Consider the following 18,221-nt stretch of genomic DNA (forward strand, 5'->3'; position numbering starts at 1 on the left):
GGTCTGCCGCCCGTAGGGTGGGACGGTGAGCTTTCGCGGCTGGTTGCTGTTCGGCGCGATGAGCATCATCTGGGGCATTCCGTACCTGCTGATCAAAATCGCGGTCGAAGGGGTTTCGGTACCGGTTCTGGTTTTGGCCCGCACGGCGGTCGGCGCGGCCGTGCTGTTGCCGCTGGCGATGTCGCGAGCGGCCTGGGCTCCGGTTCTGCGGCATTGGAAGCCGGTGTTGGCTTTCGCGTTCTTCGAGATCATCGCCGCCTGGCTGTTGTTGACCGACGCCGAACGGCACCTGAGCAGCTCGATGACGGGCCTGCTCATCGCCGCCGCCCCCATCATCGCCGCGGTTCTTGACCGCCTCACCGGTGGCGAGCGGCTGGGCGTCAAACGAATTGTCGGCCTCGGCGTCGGCCTGTCCGGGGTCGCGGTGCTCGCCGGGCCCGGCCTGGCCGGTGGGCACGCCTGGCCGATCGCCGAGGTTCTGCTGGTGGCGACGTGCTACGCGATCGCGCCGCTCGTGGCGGCCCGCTATCTGGGTGACGTTCCGACGCTGCCGTTGACCGCGGCGTGCCTGACGGTCGCCGCACTCATCTATGCCACCCCGGCCGCCCTGACGTGGCCCGACCAAATGCCATCCGAACGCGTGCTTTTCGCGCTCGCCGCACTCGCGGTCATCTGCACGGCGCTGGCCTTCATCGTGTTCTTCGCGCTCATCCGGGAGGTCGGCGCCGCACGGGCCCTGGTCTTCACCTACGTCAATCCCGCGGTGGCGCTGGCCGCGGGTGTGATCGTGCTGGGTGAGCCGTTGACCGCATGGAACGTCGCGGGCCTCGCGCTCATCCTGACCGGATCGGTACTCGCCACCCGCAAGCCGCGGGAACCGGAGCCCGAGCTTGCCGAACCTACGCGGGCCGGCCCGCGGTGAGCAGTTCGTCGATCGTGACGAACTTGATCCGCGGTCGCGCTTCTTGCTCGCCGCGGGTGCGTTCGGCGGCGTCGATCGCACGCCAACCGGTCCAGCCCACCGCCTCGCATCCACGGCGGGTCAGGAGCGCATTCAACGACTCTCGATCGTCGATCTCACGCTCGAGCAATCCCGCATCGAAGTCCGCCCACACTTGTGCGACGGTCTGTTCCGCGCACAGCCGATTCGTGCCGATGACACCGCGGGGTCCACGTTTGATCCACCCCGCGACGTAGGTGCCCGGTGCACTGGCGGCGACTCGGCCCGCGTCGTTGGGCACCGTCCCGGTCCGATCGTCGTACGGCAGCCCATTGATCGGCAGGCCGCGGTAACCGATCGAGCGCAGAATCAGCGATGTCTCGATCAAGTCTGTGCCGTGCCGGTCGCTTCGCACCTCCAGGCCTTCTGCGCGATGTTCGCCAACGACGGCAACCGGTGACGTGCCGAACCGAAACACGATGCGCTTGTTACCCGCAACCTGTTCGCGGTGTGCGTATTCACGGGCAACCCTCAGCTTGAACGAGGTTTCGACATCGTCGTCCTCGTCGGTGTCTGGCAGGTCGGCTGGATCTATCACGACGTCGATGCCGTCGAGGTGTCCCAGGGCCAGGAACTCGCCGACCGAGAACGCCGCGTCGCGGATACCGCGCCGGGCGATCACGACAACCTCGTCGATTGCGCTGTCGGCCAACGCTTCCAGGGTGTGTTCGGCGATATCCGTCGCCGCCAGCGCGTCGCGACTCATCAACATCACGCGGGCGACGTCGAGAGCGACATTGCCGTTGCCCACGATGACCGCACGCTCGGTGGACAAGTCGAACGTGTGCCCGGCGTGGTCGGGATGGCCGTTGTACCAGCCGACGAAATCCGCTGCCGGATGATTGCCTGCCAACTCCTCACCTGGGATGCCGAGCCGCCGACTGTCTGGGGCGCCAACGGCGTAGATGACCGCGTGGTGGTGCGCCATCAATTCCTCGTGACTGACGTCGCTGCCGATCTCGACATTGAAGTGACACGTGAACCGGGGGTTGGTGAACATCCGATCGAAGATGCCGACCACTGACTTGGTGTGCTGATGGTCCGGCGCCACCCCAGCGCGGATCAAGCCGAACGGCGTCGGCAGCCGCTCGAACAGGTTGATCTCCACGCCGTCGACATCGATGAGTTCGGCGGCCGCGTAGCAGGCCGCCGGACCGGAGCCGACGATCGCCACCCGCAGCGCGCCCGCCGCGATACCCGGTCGGGACGCGCGCACTGGCGTGGTGTCGGGCTGAAGCGGGTGCCGCGCGAAGTATTCGGCGTTGAGGTCTTTGAACCGCCGTAAATCGTCGGGCAGGTCTTCCTCGTAGTGGATCGCGCCGACGGGACATTCCTCGAAGCAGGCGCCGCAGTCGATGCACGACTCGGGGTCGATGTAGAGCATCTCGCTGCCGCTGAACTCGCCGAACCCGTCGGCCGGACGGATGCAGTCCACCGGGCACACCGGTACGCAGCTGGCGTCTTTGCAGCAGTTCTGGGTGATCACATAAGCCACGCGGCCCCCTCTCATCGATCGGCAAGCTTACTGGACACCTGTCCGATTTGCACAAGCAAAGTTCCAGCTGGCGATCCCGCACCACAGCTTCGGGTACCTCAACTGGACGCGAAACTCGGTGATGAGAAGCCGCTTTGACCAAGCCATTGCCATGCGCCAGGATGGGTCTTACCCTGGACACATGTCCAGGTCAGCGATGACAGCTGTCACTCGGCTGCGCGACGCGCATGCGCAACGCACGCACACCTATCTGCGGGTCTTCGGTGCGGCCGCACAGCTGCTCGACACGCAGAGCGACGTCTCGGTACCGGCGCTGGCCGCACGCGCCAAGATCGCACCGGCAACCCTGTGTGCCCATTTCCCGACGGTCGAGGTGGTGTTCGCCGAGCTCTACCTGCACCGGCTCTCGGTGTTGCCGCTCGTCATCGATCCCGCCGCGAACTCTGCCACCCGAGTCGGCGAGCAGCTCTCGGCGATCACCCTGCTGCTGGCCGACGAACCCCGGCTGGCGCGCGCGTGCACCGAGGCACTGGTGCGCACCGACGATGACGCGGTCGCCGACGTCCGGACACGGATTGTGACCGAGGTACGGCGACGTATCTCGACCGCACTGGGCGCGGGCGCATGGCCCGAAGTGCTCGCGACGCTGGAGTCGGTGTTCTGGGGCGCGTTGTTGCAAGCGCAGACCGGGGCGATGAGCTACCGGCAGATGGCCCGCCAACTCGAGACCATGGTCGCGGTGATCGTGCCCGACGCTTAACGGCTACCTTCCGCGCCATTGTCACGCTGGCGTGACACTCGGACGTCTGCGCCACGCTGGCGTGACACCCGCGGGCCTGGCGCCAGAGCCACGGCCCAAGTCAGACCCGCGTCTGCGCTGCCAGCCAACCTCCGAATTCCGTGATGTCGCGACCCTGCGCCGGCACGACATGGTCGCAGCCGAAGCCGGTGATCCAGCTGCCGTCATCGAGTTCGACCTTGCCCAGCTGCATCGGGGTGGGCAGCTCTGCCAGGAACTCGCCCAATGCCGCAACAGAAAGCACCCACCGCTCCCCTAGGATCGCCGCACCGCCGTCGTCGCGCACGAGGCCCGGTTTGGGCGGGACGGTGTCGAGTGCAAACAACCGGTACCGAGGCGCGGTCGCGATCGGCCCTGCCCACCGCGCCCCTCGTTCGATCAGCTGGTGCTCCAGAGGCTGGCCGCGCAGGTGTGCGCCGAACACCGCGAGTTCGGTGACGGGTGCGCCTGCCGATTCGGGCCAGGCCGCACCCGCGGGCTCGGCAAGGAAACGTCCCGCCAAATCGGCGATCACGCCGTCGTGGAACGCCGGCGCCAACAGCGTGACACCGAACTGAGCACCGTCGGCCACCGAGCCGGCCGGAATCGCGATCGCACACATGTCGAACAGATTGCAGAAGTTGGTGTATCGACCCATGCGGCTGTTCACCGCGATCGGATCGGCAGCGACTTCGGCGATCGTCGGATGCGCGGGTGCCGTCGGCACGAGCAGAGCGTCACAGCCGGCCAGCTGCTCGAACGCCTCATGCCGCAGTTGTTCTACTCGACGGCGGTCGCGCAACAGATCCGCCGCCGAATGCCTACCACCCGCAGTGACGATGGCCGTCACGGTGGGGTCGAGACCAGCGTCTGCCGATGCGGTGGTTACGAATTCGCCGACGGCATCAAATCGTTCGGCGACGAGCGCGCCGTTGTACAGCAACTCGGCCGCCGCGAAGAACGCGTCCATCGCGATCGGCACCGTCTCGAACCCGGCCGCCTGCGCCTGGCGCACTGCCGCGCCGAACGCGACTCGCCACTCCGCATCCAGACCGGGCAGCTGATCGGGCACCGCCACGCGGGGCGACGTTCCGGCGGCGAGCGGCGTGTCCGACGGCCAATTGCGGTGCGGAGCACCGGCACTCATGACCGCCATCGCCCGCTCGGCCGTCCCGAGGTCCCTGGCGAAGATCGTCACACAGTCGTAGCTCGCGCACGCAGGAATCACGCCCGCCGCGGACACCACGCCGATCGTCGGCTTGATCCCGACGATGCCCTGTAATCCGGCAGGCACCCGTCCCGATCCCGCGGTGTCCGTGCCGATCGCGATGTCGGCGAAACCCAACGCCACCGCTACCGCCGAACCGGAACTGGAACCGCCCGAGATGTAATCGGGCCGACGTGAATCCCGCACCGCGCCATAGGGACTGCGTGTTCCGACGAGGCCGGTCGCGAACTGGTCGAGGTTGGTCTTGCCGATGACGACGGCACCGGCCGCCTTGAGAGCGGAGACGACCGGTGCGTCGGCATCGGGGGTGTAACTGAACCCGGGGCACGCTGCTGTCGTCGGCACACCGGCGACGTCGACATTGTCTTTGACCGCCAGCACCAGGCCCGCCAGCGGGCCTTCGGCAGCACGATAATCGGCCTCAACCTCGGCCTGTGCACGCAGATGGATGAATACCTCGGTGCGTCCACTCTGCTGAATCTGGCCGAAGATCTCGGCGATGCGCGTCATGGCCGATGATTCGTTCGCAAGATCGCTCATCATCGATGATTCGTTCGCAAGCTCGCTCATGCGGACTCCTTTCTCACGAATTCGCCTGCCGCCGCCCAACGCTCGCGCTCCTCGGCCCGTGCGGCCTCCATCGTGGCACGGGTAGCGGCGATGTCGTCGGCGTTGGCGGCCAGGAACGCCTCATGCTCGGCAAGGGAGAACACGCCGTCGCTGATCTCGACATGACCCCGACCGGCGGCCATGTCGGCGCGCAGATCCAACAACTCCTCCGCCGACACGGGGTACCACTGAATCCGGTCGAAAAACCGCAACAGCCACGGATGCTGCGGTTCGAAGCCCTGCGCGGCGAGCGGATGACGATGGTTCCAGATTTGTGTTGTGCGACCGACGAATTGGTAGCCACCGGGGCCCTCCATGCCGTAGATGCACAGGTAGGCGCCACCGATACCCACCGCGTTCTCGGGCGTCCACGTGCGCGCCGGGTTGTACTTCGTGGTCACCAGGCGGTGCCGCGGATCCAGCGGCGTGGCGACCGGCGCACCGAGGTACACGTCGCCGAGCCCGAGCACGAGATACTCGGCGCCGTACACGATCCGGTGCACATCGTCGGTAGAGGCCAGCCCGTTCATCCGCCGGATGAACTCGATGTTCCACGGGCACCACGGCGCATCCGCGCGCACACCGTGCATGTAGCGTTCGATCGCTTCACGGGTGGCCGGGTCGTCCCAGCTCAGCGGAAGCCGGACCGTTCGGCTCGGTACCACCAGCTCCTGCGCGGTCGGCAACGACGCCTCGATCTCAGTGAGCATCGGCACCAGCGCGGACAGTGGGAGGCGACCCGGATTCACCTTGACCTGCAACGACCGCACGCCGGGTGTGAGGTCGATCAGCCCGTCCGGTCGATCCTGTTCCAGCGCCGCGTGCAGCGCGTGGGCACGGGCCCGCAACGTAAGGTCCAGTCGCATATCGCCGTACTCGACGAGGATGTTGTCGTCGCCGATCCGGCGGTAGGTCACGCTCGTCGTCTCGTCCGAAGATGTTGTGCGGGCGAGGATTCCGTTGTCCGCGTCGCCACCGGCGGAGAACACGGCGGGGATGAAGGCACGGCGCTCACGTCCGACCGTCGCGACGGGCGGTGCGGCCTCGGCCCGCACCGGTATGAACCGCACCGTGGCGCCAGGAGCCAGCTGACCCAACTTCCACCGGTCGGCGGCCGTGACCGTGACCGGACAGACGAAGCCACCCAGGCTGGGCCCGTCGGGACCGAGCAGGATCGGGGTATCGCCGGTGAAATCCAGCGAGCCCACGGAGTACGCGTTGTCGTGGATGTTCGAGGGATGCAGCCCGGCCTCGCCGCCGTCAGGCCTGGCCCATTCGGGCTTCGGCCCGATCAGCCGGACACCCGTGCGGTCGGAGTTGAAGTGCACTTCGTAGTCGTGGCTCAGCAGGGTGTCGATGTCGTCGCGGGTGAAGAACTCCGGCGCCGAATGTGGACCGACGGTCACGGCGATGAACCAGTGCTTGCCGATGGCAGGCTGCTCGTCGAACAGAATGCGCCGACGCCTGCCCACCGGCGTCGCGGCAGTCTCCAACTTGTCGCCGGCACACAGCACGCGACCTTCATGGCCACCGAAGCGGCCCAGCGTGAATGTCGCTGCGCTGCCCAGGTATTCGTCGGCGGCGAGACCCCCGCCCACGGCGATGTAGATCCGCAGGCCCGGGCCGTCGACCATACCGACGTCGAGCACCTGACCCGCCTCGACCAACACCGGTTCCCACTGCGGACCTCTTCTGCCATCGACGGTCACCGGGGCCGGCGCGCCTGCCACACACACCCACGTATCGGTGTCGAAACGCAGCGCCGGACCGCCCATCGTGGCCTCCAGACCCGCAGCGCCCTCTGGATTGCCCACCGCGATGTTCGCGAGCCGGAAAGACACATCGTCCATCGGTCCGGAGGGCGGCACGCCGACCTGCCAGTATCCGAAGCGGCCCGGCCAGTCCTGGATCGTGGTGGCCATGCCGGGGCGGATGATCTCGATGCCGCTCGTCATGAGCGAGTCACGACCATCCGCACCGCCGTAGGGTCGAATCCGTTGCAGGGGTTGTTGATCTGCGGACAGTTCGAGACGAGCACGAGCGTGTCGATCTCGGCCCGCAGCGACAACTTCTTGCCGGGAGCGGACAGCCCGTCCACGATGCCCAGCGATCCGTCGGGATCGACAGGCACGTTCATGAAGAAGTTGATGTTGCTGACGATGTCGGCCTTGGTCAGGCCCCACCGCGCGCCCTCCCCGATAAAGTTCTCGACACACGCGTGCTGGTGTTTGGTGTGGTGGCCGTAGCGCAGGGTGTTCGACTCCTGCGAGCATGCGCCGCCCAGCGTGTCGTGGTTGCCGACTTCATCTTCGACGATCGTCAACATCGGCTCACCATCGCTGTCGCGGAGTACCGATCCGGTGGTCAGGAAGATGTTGCCCTGCGCGGCGACGGTGGCGGGCGCGCTGTAGCGGACACCGTGGTCGTCGGCACCGTAGAACAATGTGTCGACAGCCTGATTGCCGTGGAGGTCGATGATGGTGAGTACATCGCCTGCCTTCACGATCTTCGACCACGGCCCCCGCGGGGCGACGATCTCGTCAACGATTGTCGCGGTCATCGGGCGCTCCAGACGTCTTCGGAGTTGAGGTAGGCACGTTGGTATTCGGGGTCACGCTCGGCGATGTGCGCACCGATCTCGGCGAGATCTTCAGGTGCCGACCACGCCAGCACCTCCAGCGATCCGACGTCGAAGGCCGGTGCCGGATCGAGCGGATGCGCGGTGTTGGCTATCGCGACGATGACCGGCAGATGGAGGATCAGTTCAACGGCCTTGCCGGCGCCTGCCGATCCGGTCGACACCAACTCACCATCCGGTTGCACCCGCACGCCGTGGAAGAACGACACGCTCGGAGCCACATCGCGTCGCGTGAGACCGTTCTTGAGTGCGGCGAGCGCCAGCAGTTCCCGCCCGGCCGGGCTGGCCGACTCTGGGCTTCCCGCACCGTATTTCGTGATGTTGCCGGACAGCGTCGTGGTTCCGCAGACGGCGTCGTGATGGCTTGAGGTGTCTGCGGCGATGGTCGCGAGCACCCGGCCCTGGTCGCTCAGCAGCGGATGTCCGGACGAAAGATAGGCCTGCCATGGCACTTTGACGGTGTCGGCGACGTTGAGTCGCTCCCAGGATGCGTCAGCACGCCACAGCATCAGATGCGCGCACGCCGTGCCCTGCAGGTCACGCAACCGCAGCCGGGTACCGCGGGCCAGCACCTTGCTGGTGTAACGCCCGCCGGGAACGGTTTCGGCCCACGTGAGGTTCTCGGCGGCGATCCCGTCGGGCGGCGAGGGCCAACTCGACGCCGGCACCACGGGCATCGAGTCGGTGATCGTGGTCGCCTGGGCTCGCGCGTGTTCGCGCGCGCCCGCGGTCGTGGATGTCTCTGTCGTGACGGACATTCAGGCTCCAATCGTGACGGGCTTCGGATGGGTCTTGCCGCGCGGGAAGCACAGCGCGCCGAGCAGGACGGCAGCCGCGATGGACAGCGGCCCTGCCCACTGCAGGATGGGCAGTTCCCCGGTCGGGTTGAAGATCTCAGCGCGGGGCCAGCCCAGGTTGACGATCATCAGTGCGCCGTATGCGACGGCGAGCACGTTGACCACCAGGCCGAACCGGCCGAGTGAAAACAGCGGCAGCCCTTCGGCGTCCACCTGGTTGCGCTGGGTGGGCCACCCTTTGAGCCGGCGATACAGCAGCGGCGCGGTCACCAGCAGGTAGGCCAGGTAGATCAGGATGATGCAGACGCTGGCCAGAGTCGCGAAGATGGCCGAGTTGCCCACGTTGACCAGCAGCACCGCGATGCACAGGACGCCGATGAGCACCGACGGCCAAATCGGGGTACCGGTACGCCCGTTGACGCGGGACAGGATCGCCGATGCGGGCAACCGGTTGTCGCGGGCCATCGAGAACATCAGGCGCGAAGCCGCGGTCTGAATTGCCAACGTGCAAATCATGATGGCGATGCAGACGTCGATCAGCAGGATCGTGCCCCACGGCGAGGACAGCACCGTATCGAGCACGTACGGCAGGCCCTCGGTGGCCAGCCTGCCGTCGGTCAGGCTCGGCGCGGCCATCAGCGCGCCGAGGATCATCAGGCCACCGCCGAGCGCCGATACCGACAGCGCGAGGCGAATCGTGCGCGGCGCGACCCGGCGTGGATTGCGGGTTTCCTCGGCGAGTTCACCTGCCGAGCCGAAGCCCACCATCACATATGCCGCCATCAGCCCGGATACGATCCAGGCCCAGATGTAGCCGGGTTGCCCGCCGGCATGCCCGGTGTCGAACACCACCTGCGGTCCGCGCTGGGCGTGGGTGAAGAACACCCCGATGACGGCGACGACGCCGACGATCTCGCAGACCACGCCCGCGCTGTTGACACGCGACATCCACTTCACGCCAAGGCAATTGATCGTCGTGGTGATCACAAGCAGGACGGTGCCGAGCAGGACGGCGTTGGCGGCACCGCTCGGCGTGGTCAGCGCCGGATCGTCGCCGATGATCTGGAACCCGGACCAGATCGAGGGCAACACCACCTGCAGTGCGATCGCGGCGGCGGATGCGGTGACGATCTGCGCCAAGATCATGAACCAGCCACCGAACCAACCGACCACCTCGCCGCCCATACGCCGCGACCACTGGTAGATGGCCCCCGAGATCGGGTAGCGCGCGGCAAGCTCGGCAAAACAGAGCGCGACGAGAAACTGTCCGAGAAAGACCGCGGGCCACGTCCAGAAGAACGCGGGTCCGCCGAACCCGAACCCGAGGCCGAACAACTGGAAGATCGTCGTCAGAATCGAGACGAACGAGAAGCCCGCGGCAAAAGACTCGAACTTGCCGAGCCTGCGGTGCAACTGCTGGTCATAACCAAACTCGGCCAGGTCTTGATGATCGCCGGAGTGACCATCCGCCACGTCGGGTCCCGGCGCGGTTGCGCTGCTGGTCATAAGCGTTTCTCTCGGGTTGGGGCGCTGCCGCCACGGGCTTAACTATCAGACGACAGATAACCGCTCGCGCATGTCCAGAGCGTCACCCAGATGTTTCGTTCATGTAGCCGCCGGTAAGGATCTGGTTGCCGAAACCTCACGACGCTCGGGCCTGTCAGAATCGCCGGTATGCCAGAGGGTCCGCTGGAACGCGCGCAGCGCGAGGTCGCGGCGGCAGACGACGCACAAGCCTTGCTGACGGCCTGCCGGTCAGCGCACGACACCGTGCGTGAGCTGGCCGAATCCCGTACCGGCGCAGCGACCGTCGCGGCCGCCTGGTCCGCACTCGGACGATCGGCGCTTGCCTGCGCCGGGCGGATCCTGTCCGGCGCAGCGGGCACCTGGTACGCGTCGGGCAGCATCGGCAGAGGCGACGCACTGCCGGGCTCTGACCTCGACACCCTCTTCGTCCGTGCGGACACCATCTCCGCCGATGCCGCGGTCAGCCATGCGATCGAGGTCCATGACCTTCTCGCCGAATGCGGCTTTCCCGCCGACGCGAACGGCGCGACCGCCGCCCGGGCCCGGTTCAACCGCGCCGCGCACGAGTGGAACGCCGGCATCGGCCGCTGGACCGCCGACGCGGCGGCCGACCGCGGCGTGGTGATGATGGGTCTGCTCGCCGATGCCGTACCGGTCACCGACGGACCCGACCTCCGCGGGCAGGTGGGCGTCGCGGCCCGCACACATCCCGACGCGCTGACGGCCATGCTGCAGGACGCGACCCATGCCCGTGGCCACGTGCCGTCCCGGCTTCGGGTGCTTGCCACCGGCGACAGCGGAGTGGACGTCAAGAACGCAGCCGTCGACCCGGTGGTCCGCATCGCACGCTGGGCCGCGCTGAGTTGCGGATCGACGGCGCTCCCGACGAGCGAGCGGATCCGTTACGCGGCGGGTAGCCGCTACCTCGACGACGAGGACGCCACGGCACTGGAGCATTGCTACACCATCGGATCGAGCATCCGCTGGCGGCTACGCGCCGCTCGGTGGTCACCGCACGCACCTGTCGATGATCGCGTCGAGCTGTCGACGCTATCTCCCCAGGACCGCACCGCACTGCGCAGCATCGGCCGCGAACTCAACGGCGTGCGACGCAAGCTCGACTATCTGGCGTCGACGTCGACGTTTTCGGAGTGGTGAGCACACGCGAGCGTCATGCGCTCACCGAGACCATTGCCGCAGAACGCCTCGAAGGCTGGCGGCCCACGTCCGAGCAGATCTGCAATCTGACCGAACTCGCGACGGGGGCAGTCACATTCGGCGAATATCTGGGACGCCATCTGCCGCGCGAGACCGACCGGTACCGGCGGCCGCTCTTTGCGCGACGCAAGCCCTATCTCATCCCCGGCACGACAGTGCTGCGAAACAATTTCGGCATCCATGACGCTTCCGCACTGGCCCGGCTCGAGTTCATCGTCACGGCGGGCCGGATCCTGCAGGTACACCTGCGCCCGGAAGACCATGACCTCGACGCCCGTCGGTTGCACCAGCACGTGTTCGGCGACGTCTACGCGTGGGCCGGCGAACTTCGTATCGTCGAACTCCGTCGCGGCGAGAGCACGTTCGGCTCATGCGAACGCATCCCGCGCGCCCTGCAGGAGTTGCACACCGACATCGAGTCGCTGGCCGGCGCGGGGGCCTCCATCGACTCCGGCGAGCTCTCCTACCGCCTTGCCCGAATCTACGCTGTGTATAACCAGATTCATCCGTTCCGGGACGGCAACGGCCGCACCGGAACCCTGTTGTTGCATCTCTTGGCAAGCCGCGCCGGCCGACGGTTGTATCTGGACGGCGTCTCTCGCGACGAATGGATCACCGCATCGCGGGATTCCCTGCCGTTCCGGCGTGATGGTCAGGCCGACCCTCGGCCGTTCATCCCCATCCTGCGGAATTGCCTACGCCGCGGCGGCAATTGAGTCCGCCTACTGCGGCTCGGTCAGATACCGCTGCACCGTCGGCCCGACCCACGCCACCAACTCGTCGGCACTCGCCGAGGCCAGCGGTTCGATCTTGAGCTGATAGCGCGCGAACGCCAGACCCACCAGGTGCGTCGTCACCAGTTCGACGCGTAGCTCGGCATCGGTCACACCGAACTGGGCCGAGACCCGTTGTGCCACCGGGCCGGCAAGCGAATCGTGCAACAACTTGCGCGCCAATGGCTGAATGGCTGCCGACCGCCAGACCGTGAGCAACGGGTCGAACGATGCCCCTTCGTCCCACCGCTGCACGAAGTACCGCACGAGGCGGGCGCCGATGTCGTCGGGACCATCGTCGAGCAGATGCGCCAACTGGTGCAACGGATGCTCGGGCGTGTCGAGCACCGACGCGGTGAACAGGCCCTCCTTGTTGCCGAAGAAGTAGTAGACCATCGCGACGTCCACCCCGGCCGCAGCGGCGATGCCGCGGACCGTCGCCTGTTCGTAGCCGTCACGCATGAAGTGCTCGCGGGCAGCGTCGATGATGCGCTGTTTGTTCTGCTGGCCCGTGCGCCACCGGCCGCTGCGCGGGGTCTCCGACATGGGCCGGAGTTTACTTCAACAAGCGTTGACCTATCGCTCCCCTGAGGCGTAGCGTCTTTCTTCAACAGTGGTTGAAGAAAGGATCCGACGATGGCGAAACGACGGCTGTGGTGGCGGCATCTGATCTCGGTGCTGATCGCCCCTGTGACGATGACGGTGTTCATACCCGCGGTGATCGCACAGCTCACGGGGCAGAAAGCACCCGACCTGTCCACGACGGGAGGGCTGCTGCTCGCGCTCGCGGGAGCAGCCCTCATCGGGCTCGGGCTCTGGTTTCTGGTGTGGACTGTCGTGCTGTTCGACCGGATCGGCGAGGGCACGCTGGCGATCGGTTCACCCGTTCACCTGGTGCTGCGCGGTCCGTATCAATACGTCCGGAATCCGATGATGACGGCCGTGTTCTGCATTCAGCTCGGAACGGCAGTCGCCACCGCCTCACCGTGGTTGTTCGGTTGGTTCGTGCTGTTCTGCACGATCGTCACGATCGCCATCCCGGCCATCGAGGAGCCACACCTACTCCGCCGGTTCGGCGCGGAATACGAGGCATACCGGCAGCACGTCCCCCGGTGGATTCCACGGGTAACCCCATGGGTGCCGAAATATGTTGACTGACAGGCTATTGCGCTGGATCCGGTTCCGCGTGGTCCCGCCACTCCCAGCTCGCCCCCGCCGTCAAGGTGCCGGGTTCGAGCTCGGTTCGGCCGGCGTCGCGGATGTGCACGGTCTGGGCGAGGATCTCGTCCGGCTTGCCTCCGATGACGATCACCGGATGTTCGTACTCGATGCCGTACAGCTTGAGCGCCGCGTGAACGGCGTGTGCGGCTGCCTTGCCCCGGGACATCTTGGCGTTCGAATTGACCCTGATGACCAGTCGCTTCTCCGGAGCGGGCGGTGCGTCCTCGGTGGCATCCATGGCACGAGGGTAGATCGGCGGTCACGCCTCGTCGCCGATCACCTCGCGAAGGAATTCCCGGCCGTGGATCGCCGCGAGCAGTGAACTCTCCGAAGAGCGGTTGGCCACGAACAACATCTCGTCACCGGCCTCGAGCACATCGTCAGGTTTCGCAAGGATGACCTTGCTGCCCCTGACGACCGTGACCAGCGCGGTGTCAGCAGGCAGATCCAACCGATCCACCCGTTGCCCCACCACTGGGTTGTCTTCGGGGAGCGTCAGTTTGGTCAGCTCCGCCCGGCCCTCGCGCAACCCCATCAACCGCACCAGGTGCCCGACGTCGATCGCGCCTTCGACACCGGCAACCAGCGCGCCCGGCGTCGACACGGCCACATCGATACCCCACTGCTGGCTGAACAGCCACTGGTTGCGGATGTCATTGATACGGGCCACCACACGAGGCACCCCGAACTCGGACTTGGCGAGCAGACCGACGACCAGGTTGGCCTTGTCGTCGCCGGTCGCCGCGATGAGCACGTCGCACGTTTCGGTGCCCGCCTCCTCCAGCGCGGTGAGTTCGCAAGCGTCGGCCAGCAACCAATCCGCGGCGGGCACGGTCTGCGGCTCGAAATTGCGCCGCTCCCGTTCGATCAACAGCACCTTGTGGCCGTAATCCAACAACTCTCGCGCGACGGAGCGGCCTACGTTGCCCGCGCCCGCAACCCCGATGCGCATCTTTCGTTCCGCCACTCAGTCATTTTGACCTATCCGCACTGCCCACCCGGTGCGCTTGGTCGGTGATTAACTGACCGCACAATGAGCTTGAATCAGCTGTACCTCACCCTGTTGGTGGGCGGCCTCGTGCTGCTCGCCAGCATCGTCGGCACGCGCGTGGCAACCAAGGTCGGATTCCCGAGCCTTCTGTTGTTCCTCCTGGTCGGTGTCGTGCTCGGTGTGGACGGTATCGGCCTGGAGTTCGACAACGTCGAACTGGCCAGGAATGTGTGCACCGCGGCGCTCGCTGTGATCCTGGTCGAAGGCGGTCTGACCACGCGGTACTCCGACATCCGCAAGGTGTTGGCACCGGCCGCTTCGCTGGCCACCGTCGGCGTCGTCGTCAGCACACTCGTCACCGCCGTGGGCGCGCATCTCCTGCTGGACATGCACTGGCAGCTGGCGTTGTTACTCGGAGCGATCGTCGCGTCCACCGACGCCGCTGCGGTGTTCTCGGTTTTGCGCGTGCTGCCGTTGCCCCGCCGCCTGGCAGGTCTGCTCGAGGCGGAATCCGGGTTCAACGACGCGCCCGCGGTGATCCTCGTGCTGATGTTCAGTGTGGTGCCGTTCGTATTCGATCCGGAGGGTGCGGTCACCGACCTCGTCTACGAACTGCTCGCCGGCATCGCGCTCGGTCTGGCGGTCGGATTCGTCGGGGCGCTTGCCCTTCGTCGCATCGCTTTGCCGGCCTCCGGTCTGTACCCCATCGCGACATTCGGGCTGGGGCTCGTCGCGTTCGCCGCTGCCGGCAGTGCGCACGCCAGCGGCTTCATCGCCGCCTACCTGGCCGCGGTCGTCCTGGCCAATTCCGGGCTGCCACACCGATCGGCGACGCGATCGTTCGCCGAGGGCGTCGGCTGGCTCGCGCAGATCGGGCTCTTCGTGTTGCTCGGCCTGCTCGTGAATCCGCACGATCTTGGCCCCGACATCATCCCGGCGATCGGGATCGGGCTCGTCCTGCTCCTGGTTGCCCGGCCGCTGTCGGTGCTGCTGTCGCTCGTCGCGTTTCGAATCCCGTTTCGCGAGCAGCTTTTCCTGTCCTGGGCCGGGCTGCGCGGCGCCGTCCCCGTCGTGCTCGCGACCTTTCCGATCGTCGCGGGCGTGCCGGACAGTTACCGGCTGCTCAACATCGTCTTCGTCCTGGTGGTCATCTTCACCCTGGTACAAGCACCGAGCCTGCGGATCGTCGCGCGTGGACTCGGCCTGGTCACCCGGGATACGACCCGCGAGATTCAGGTGGAAGCCGCACCGCTGGACGTGATCGACGCCGACCTGCTGAGCATGACGGTGCGCCCGCGGTCCCGGCTGCACAACGTCACGATTCTCGAACTGCGACTGCCCGACCCCGCGGTGATCACCCTGATCATCCGCAACGGTCACACGTTCGTCCCGCTGCCCGACACCCGCATCGCGGTGGGCGACGAGCTGTTGATCGTCACCACCAGCAAAACCCGGGCTGCCGCAGAAGCGCGGCTGCGGGCCGTCAGTCGACGGGGCAAGCTTGCGTACTGGTTTGACGAGTACGGCCATCCGGACTGATCTCGACAAGGCCGCTCAACGCCTGCGGCAGCGGACCCACGTGCAGGACGCCTAGCCGCTGAGTCGCGCGGGTGAGCGCGACGTAGAGCTCGGCCGCGCCGCGCGGGCCGTCGGCCAGGATGCGTTCCGGCTCGACCACCAAAACCGCGTCGAACTCCAGACCTTTGGTTTCCGAGGCAGGCACCGTACCCGCCACCCCCGCCGGCCCGATCACGACGCACGTACCCTCACGTCCGGCTTCGTCCTCGACGAATTCGTTGATGGCCGAACCGATTTCGTCGTCGTTCGACACGTGCCGTGACCACGGCATCACACCGCACGAACGGACCGACTCCGGCGGCTGCACACCCGGCGCGAACTCGGCGAGCACCCCGGCGGCGACCGCCATGATTTCCGCAGGAGTGCGGTAGTTCACCGACAGCGACCGATACACCCACCGGTTGGGCACGTACGGCTGCAACATGTGATCCCACGACGTCGCCCCGGCTGCCGACCGGCGTTGCGCGAGATCGCCGACGATCGTGAAGGACCGGCGCGGGCAGCGGCGCATGAGCACTCGCCAGTCCATTTCCGACAGTTCCTGGGCCTCGTCGACCACGACGTGCCCGTAGGTCCAGTCCCGGTCCGCGGCGGCCCGCTCGTCGAGTTCACGGTTGTCGCGCTCCTGGAAGCGTTCCGCGAGATCCTCGGCGGCGAGCAGGTCGCCGGCGAGCAGACGGTCCTCGTCGTCCATCAGATCCTCGCGGGCAACCATCAGTTCGAGAACGCCCGCGGCGTATGCCTCCTCGACCTGCCGTTCCCGCTCGGCTGCCAGGTCCGCCGCCTTGTCGCGCCCGAGAAGATCGACAAGCTCATCGAGCAGCGGGACGTCCGACACCGTCCACGCTTCGCCGTCGGACCGCCACAGGGCCTCGTCGGCTCCCGCTGCGCGTAATCGTTCGTGTGAGGTATAGAGCTGTGCGAGAACGTTTTCCGGTGTCAGCACCGGCCACAGCTTGTCGAGTGCGGCGGCGAACTGTTCGTGGTCTTCGAGTTCGTTGAGCACGTCGGCGCGCATCTGCTCCCACGCGTGCTTGTCCTCGCGGGTCAGCCAACCCCGGCCGATCCGCGCGACAGCCCGTTCGATGACCACGTACGTCACGACGTCGACGAACTCGGCGCGGGCCTCGTTGTGCGGCAGGCCCGTTTTACGGGCTTCATCCCTCGCCCACTTCGCCGTCTCGGCGTCGATCTGCACCGTGACGTCCGACAGGTTGATCGGGATCGGATCCTCTGGCAGTTCCTGGCGGTCCGCGACCGCCGCGGCGAGCACGTCGAGGATCTCCAACGAACCTTTCAGGCGGGCGGCGTCGGCCGTGTCCTCGGCCGTGACACGAAGCCCAGGCACGAAGTCTCCCGTGGTCATGAACACCGCCTGCGACTCGCCCAGCGACGGCAACACGCGTCCGATGTGGTTGAGGAACGCCGGGCTGGGCCCGACGACGAGCACCCCATGACGTTCCATCTGTTTGCGCTGGGTGTACAGCAGATAAGCGACCCGGTGCAGCGCGACCACGGTCTTGCCGGTGCCGGGACCGCCCTCGATCACCAGCACTCCGGAGTGATCGAACCGGATGATTTCATCCTGCTCGGCCTGGATCGTCGCCACGATGTCGCGCATGCCCTCACCGCGCGGGGCATTGACCGCGGCCAGCAGCGCGGCATCTCCTGGGCCCTCGCGCTCGTCGCCGAGTTCGGCGCCGGTGGGTCGGCCGAGGACCTCGTCGGTGAAATCCATCACCCGCCGCCCGCGCGTGTGGAATTGGCGACGGCGCCGCATGTTCTCGGGGCTCGCCGCGGTCGCGACGTAGAACGCACGCGCGAGCGGCGCACGCCAGTCGAGCAGCAACGGTTCGTAGTCGTTGTCGCGGTCGAGAATGCCGATGCGGCCGATGTAGAGATGTTCGCCCTCAACGGTTTCCAACCGACCGAAACACAGGCCGTTGTCGGCGACGTCAAGTCGCTGCATCTCCTTGGCCATGGCACGCACCTCGGCGTCGCGGCCCACGAACGCCCCGCCGTCCTGGGCGTCCACCGGGCTGCGCAGCGCTTCTTCGTAACGGCGCTTGGCGTCAGCACGATCGCATCGAGTCGCGCGTACAACCCGGCGACATAGTCGCGTTCGGACTGCAGTTCGTCTTCGTACTGTCGATTCGACACGTGCTTCTCGTTATCCCATCTCTCCGCGTCCGGCTTCGGCCAGCGATTTTGCGCCATCACCCCGGCCTTGCCGCAAGCCCCCCTGTCCGCTATACGTTGGAAGGGGAACGGAGCAGAAGCTCCTCCTTTTCCTTTCTGACAGCCATCCATGGGTGCGGGCTCGCGACCGTTAGTCAACGAGGCCCGGTACCCAATTGTTCCGGTCGAT

The 18,221-nt window shown here is 66.7% G+C and carries 15 protein-coding genes and 1 pseudogene; 6 read left to right on the forward strand and 10 right to left on the reverse strand.

Annotation, left to right across the window (positions count from 1 at the left end; translation table 11 throughout):
- Window positions 1-25 precede the first annotated feature (25 nt).
- Window positions 26-922 carry a DMT family transporter gene (locus tag ACRCUN_RS11680; protein ID WP_462141805.1) on the forward strand — a complete coding sequence of 299 codons (897 nt, stop codon included), beginning with the start codon at window positions 26-28 and terminating at the stop codon, window positions 920-922.
- Here the strand turns inward: ACRCUN_RS11680 and ACRCUN_RS11685 are convergent.
- Window positions 900-2,495: an FAD-dependent oxidoreductase gene (locus tag ACRCUN_RS11685; protein ID WP_462141806.1), complete on the reverse strand. Its 1,596-nt coding sequence runs from the start codon at window positions 2,493-2,495 to the stop codon at window positions 900-902. The genes ACRCUN_RS11680 and ACRCUN_RS11685 overlap by 23 nt on opposite strands.
- 181 nt (window positions 2,496-2,676) lie before the next feature.
- Between ACRCUN_RS11685 and ACRCUN_RS11690 the strand changes: the two genes are divergently transcribed.
- The gene (locus ACRCUN_RS11690) at window positions 2,677-3,255 is read left to right on the forward strand and encodes a TetR family transcriptional regulator (RefSeq protein WP_462141807.1); all 579 of its coding nucleotides are present in this window, start codon (window positions 2,677-2,679) and stop codon (window positions 3,253-3,255) included.
- Between the two features lie 100 nt (window positions 3,256-3,355).
- Here the strand turns inward: ACRCUN_RS11690 and atzF are convergent, their stop codons facing one another.
- From atzF to ACRCUN_RS11715, 5 genes are read right to left on the reverse strand one after another with little or no spacing between them, the layout of a single operon-like run.
- Complete coding sequence (atzF, locus tag ACRCUN_RS11695; RefSeq protein ID WP_462142035.1) at window positions 3,356-5,041, reverse strand: allophanate hydrolase; 1,686 nt, start codon at window positions 5,039-5,041, stop codon at window positions 3,356-3,358.
- A 26-nt stretch (window positions 5,042-5,067) separates the two neighbouring features.
- Window positions 5,068-7,065 carry a 5-oxoprolinase/urea amidolyase family protein gene (locus tag ACRCUN_RS11700; protein WP_462141808.1) on the reverse strand — a complete coding sequence of 666 codons (1,998 nt, stop codon included), beginning with the start codon at window positions 7,063-7,065 and terminating at the stop codon, window positions 5,068-5,070.
- A complete protein-coding gene (locus ACRCUN_RS11705; protein WP_462141809.1) occupies window positions 7,062-7,670 on the reverse strand; it encodes an urea amidolyase associated protein UAAP2 in 609 nt (202 codons plus the stop codon). Before ACRCUN_RS11705 ends, ACRCUN_RS11700 begins: the two co-directional genes overlap by 4 nt.
- Complete coding sequence (locus ACRCUN_RS11710; RefSeq protein ID WP_462141810.1) at window positions 7,667-8,506, reverse strand: urea amidolyase associated protein UAAP1; 840 nt, start codon at window positions 8,504-8,506, stop codon at window positions 7,667-7,669. The genes ACRCUN_RS11705 and ACRCUN_RS11710 overlap by 4 nt, the downstream gene beginning before the upstream one ends.
- Window positions 8,507-10,051, reverse strand: coding sequence for an amino acid permease (locus ACRCUN_RS11715; RefSeq protein WP_462141811.1), 1,545 nt, complete (start codon window positions 10,049-10,051; stop codon window positions 8,507-8,509). It lies immediately after the preceding gene.
- Between the two features lie 168 nt (window positions 10,052-10,219).
- On the opposite strand from ACRCUN_RS11715, the gene ACRCUN_RS11720 reads away from it, so the two are divergent.
- Both ACRCUN_RS11720 and ACRCUN_RS11725 read left to right on the forward strand, forming a co-directional pair.
- Window positions 10,220-11,230: a putative nucleotidyltransferase substrate binding domain-containing protein gene (locus tag ACRCUN_RS11720; protein WP_462141812.1), complete on the forward strand. Its 1,011-nt coding sequence runs from the start codon at window positions 10,220-10,222 to the stop codon at window positions 11,228-11,230.
- A complete protein-coding gene (locus ACRCUN_RS11725) occupies window positions 11,227-12,006 on the forward strand; it encodes a Fic/DOC family protein (RefSeq protein ID WP_462141813.1) in 780 nt (259 codons plus the stop codon). The genes ACRCUN_RS11720 and ACRCUN_RS11725 overlap by 4 nt, the downstream gene beginning before the upstream one ends.
- Window positions 12,007-12,012: 6 nt before the next feature.
- On the opposite strand, the gene ACRCUN_RS11730 is transcribed toward ACRCUN_RS11725, so the two are convergent.
- Entirely contained in the window at window positions 12,013-12,609 is a 597-nt protein-coding gene (locus ACRCUN_RS11730; RefSeq protein ID WP_462141814.1) for a TetR/AcrR family transcriptional regulator, read from the reverse strand.
- Window positions 12,610-12,699: 90 nt separating this feature from the next.
- Here ACRCUN_RS11730 and ACRCUN_RS11735 point away from each other — a divergent pair, with 90 nt between their 5' ends.
- Window positions 12,700-13,221 (forward strand): methyltransferase family protein, encoded by a 522-nt coding sequence (locus ACRCUN_RS11735; RefSeq protein WP_462141815.1) that lies wholly within the window; start codon window positions 12,700-12,702, stop codon window positions 13,219-13,221.
- A gap of 4 nt (window positions 13,222-13,225) precedes the next feature.
- Here the strand turns inward: ACRCUN_RS11735 and ACRCUN_RS11740 are convergent, their stop codons facing one another.
- Complete coding sequence (locus ACRCUN_RS11740; RefSeq protein WP_462141816.1) at window positions 13,226-13,522, reverse strand: hypothetical protein; 297 nt, start codon at window positions 13,520-13,522, stop codon at window positions 13,226-13,228.
- Window positions 13,523-13,543: 21 nt separating this feature from the next.
- Window positions 13,544-14,236, reverse strand: coding sequence for a potassium channel family protein (locus tag ACRCUN_RS11745; RefSeq protein WP_462142036.1), 693 nt, complete (start codon window positions 14,234-14,236; stop codon window positions 13,544-13,546).
- An 81-nt stretch (window positions 14,237-14,317) separates the two neighbouring features.
- On the opposite strand from ACRCUN_RS11745, the gene ACRCUN_RS11750 reads away from it, so the two are divergent.
- Window positions 14,318-15,814 carry a potassium/proton antiporter gene (locus ACRCUN_RS11750; RefSeq protein WP_462141817.1) on the forward strand — a complete coding sequence of 499 codons (1,497 nt, stop codon included), beginning with the start codon at window positions 14,318-14,320 and terminating at the stop codon, window positions 15,812-15,814.
- Here the strand turns inward: ACRCUN_RS11750 and helR are convergent.
- Window positions 15,759-18,013 (reverse strand): annotated as a pseudogene (gene helR / locus ACRCUN_RS11755) (RNA polymerase recycling motor ATPase HelR). The gene ACRCUN_RS11750 and the pseudogene helR sit on opposite strands and share 56 nt — an antisense overlap.
- Between the last annotated feature and the right edge of the window lie 208 nt (window positions 18,014-18,221).

The sequence above is a fragment of the Mycobacterium venezuelense genome (assembly GCF_054919535.1).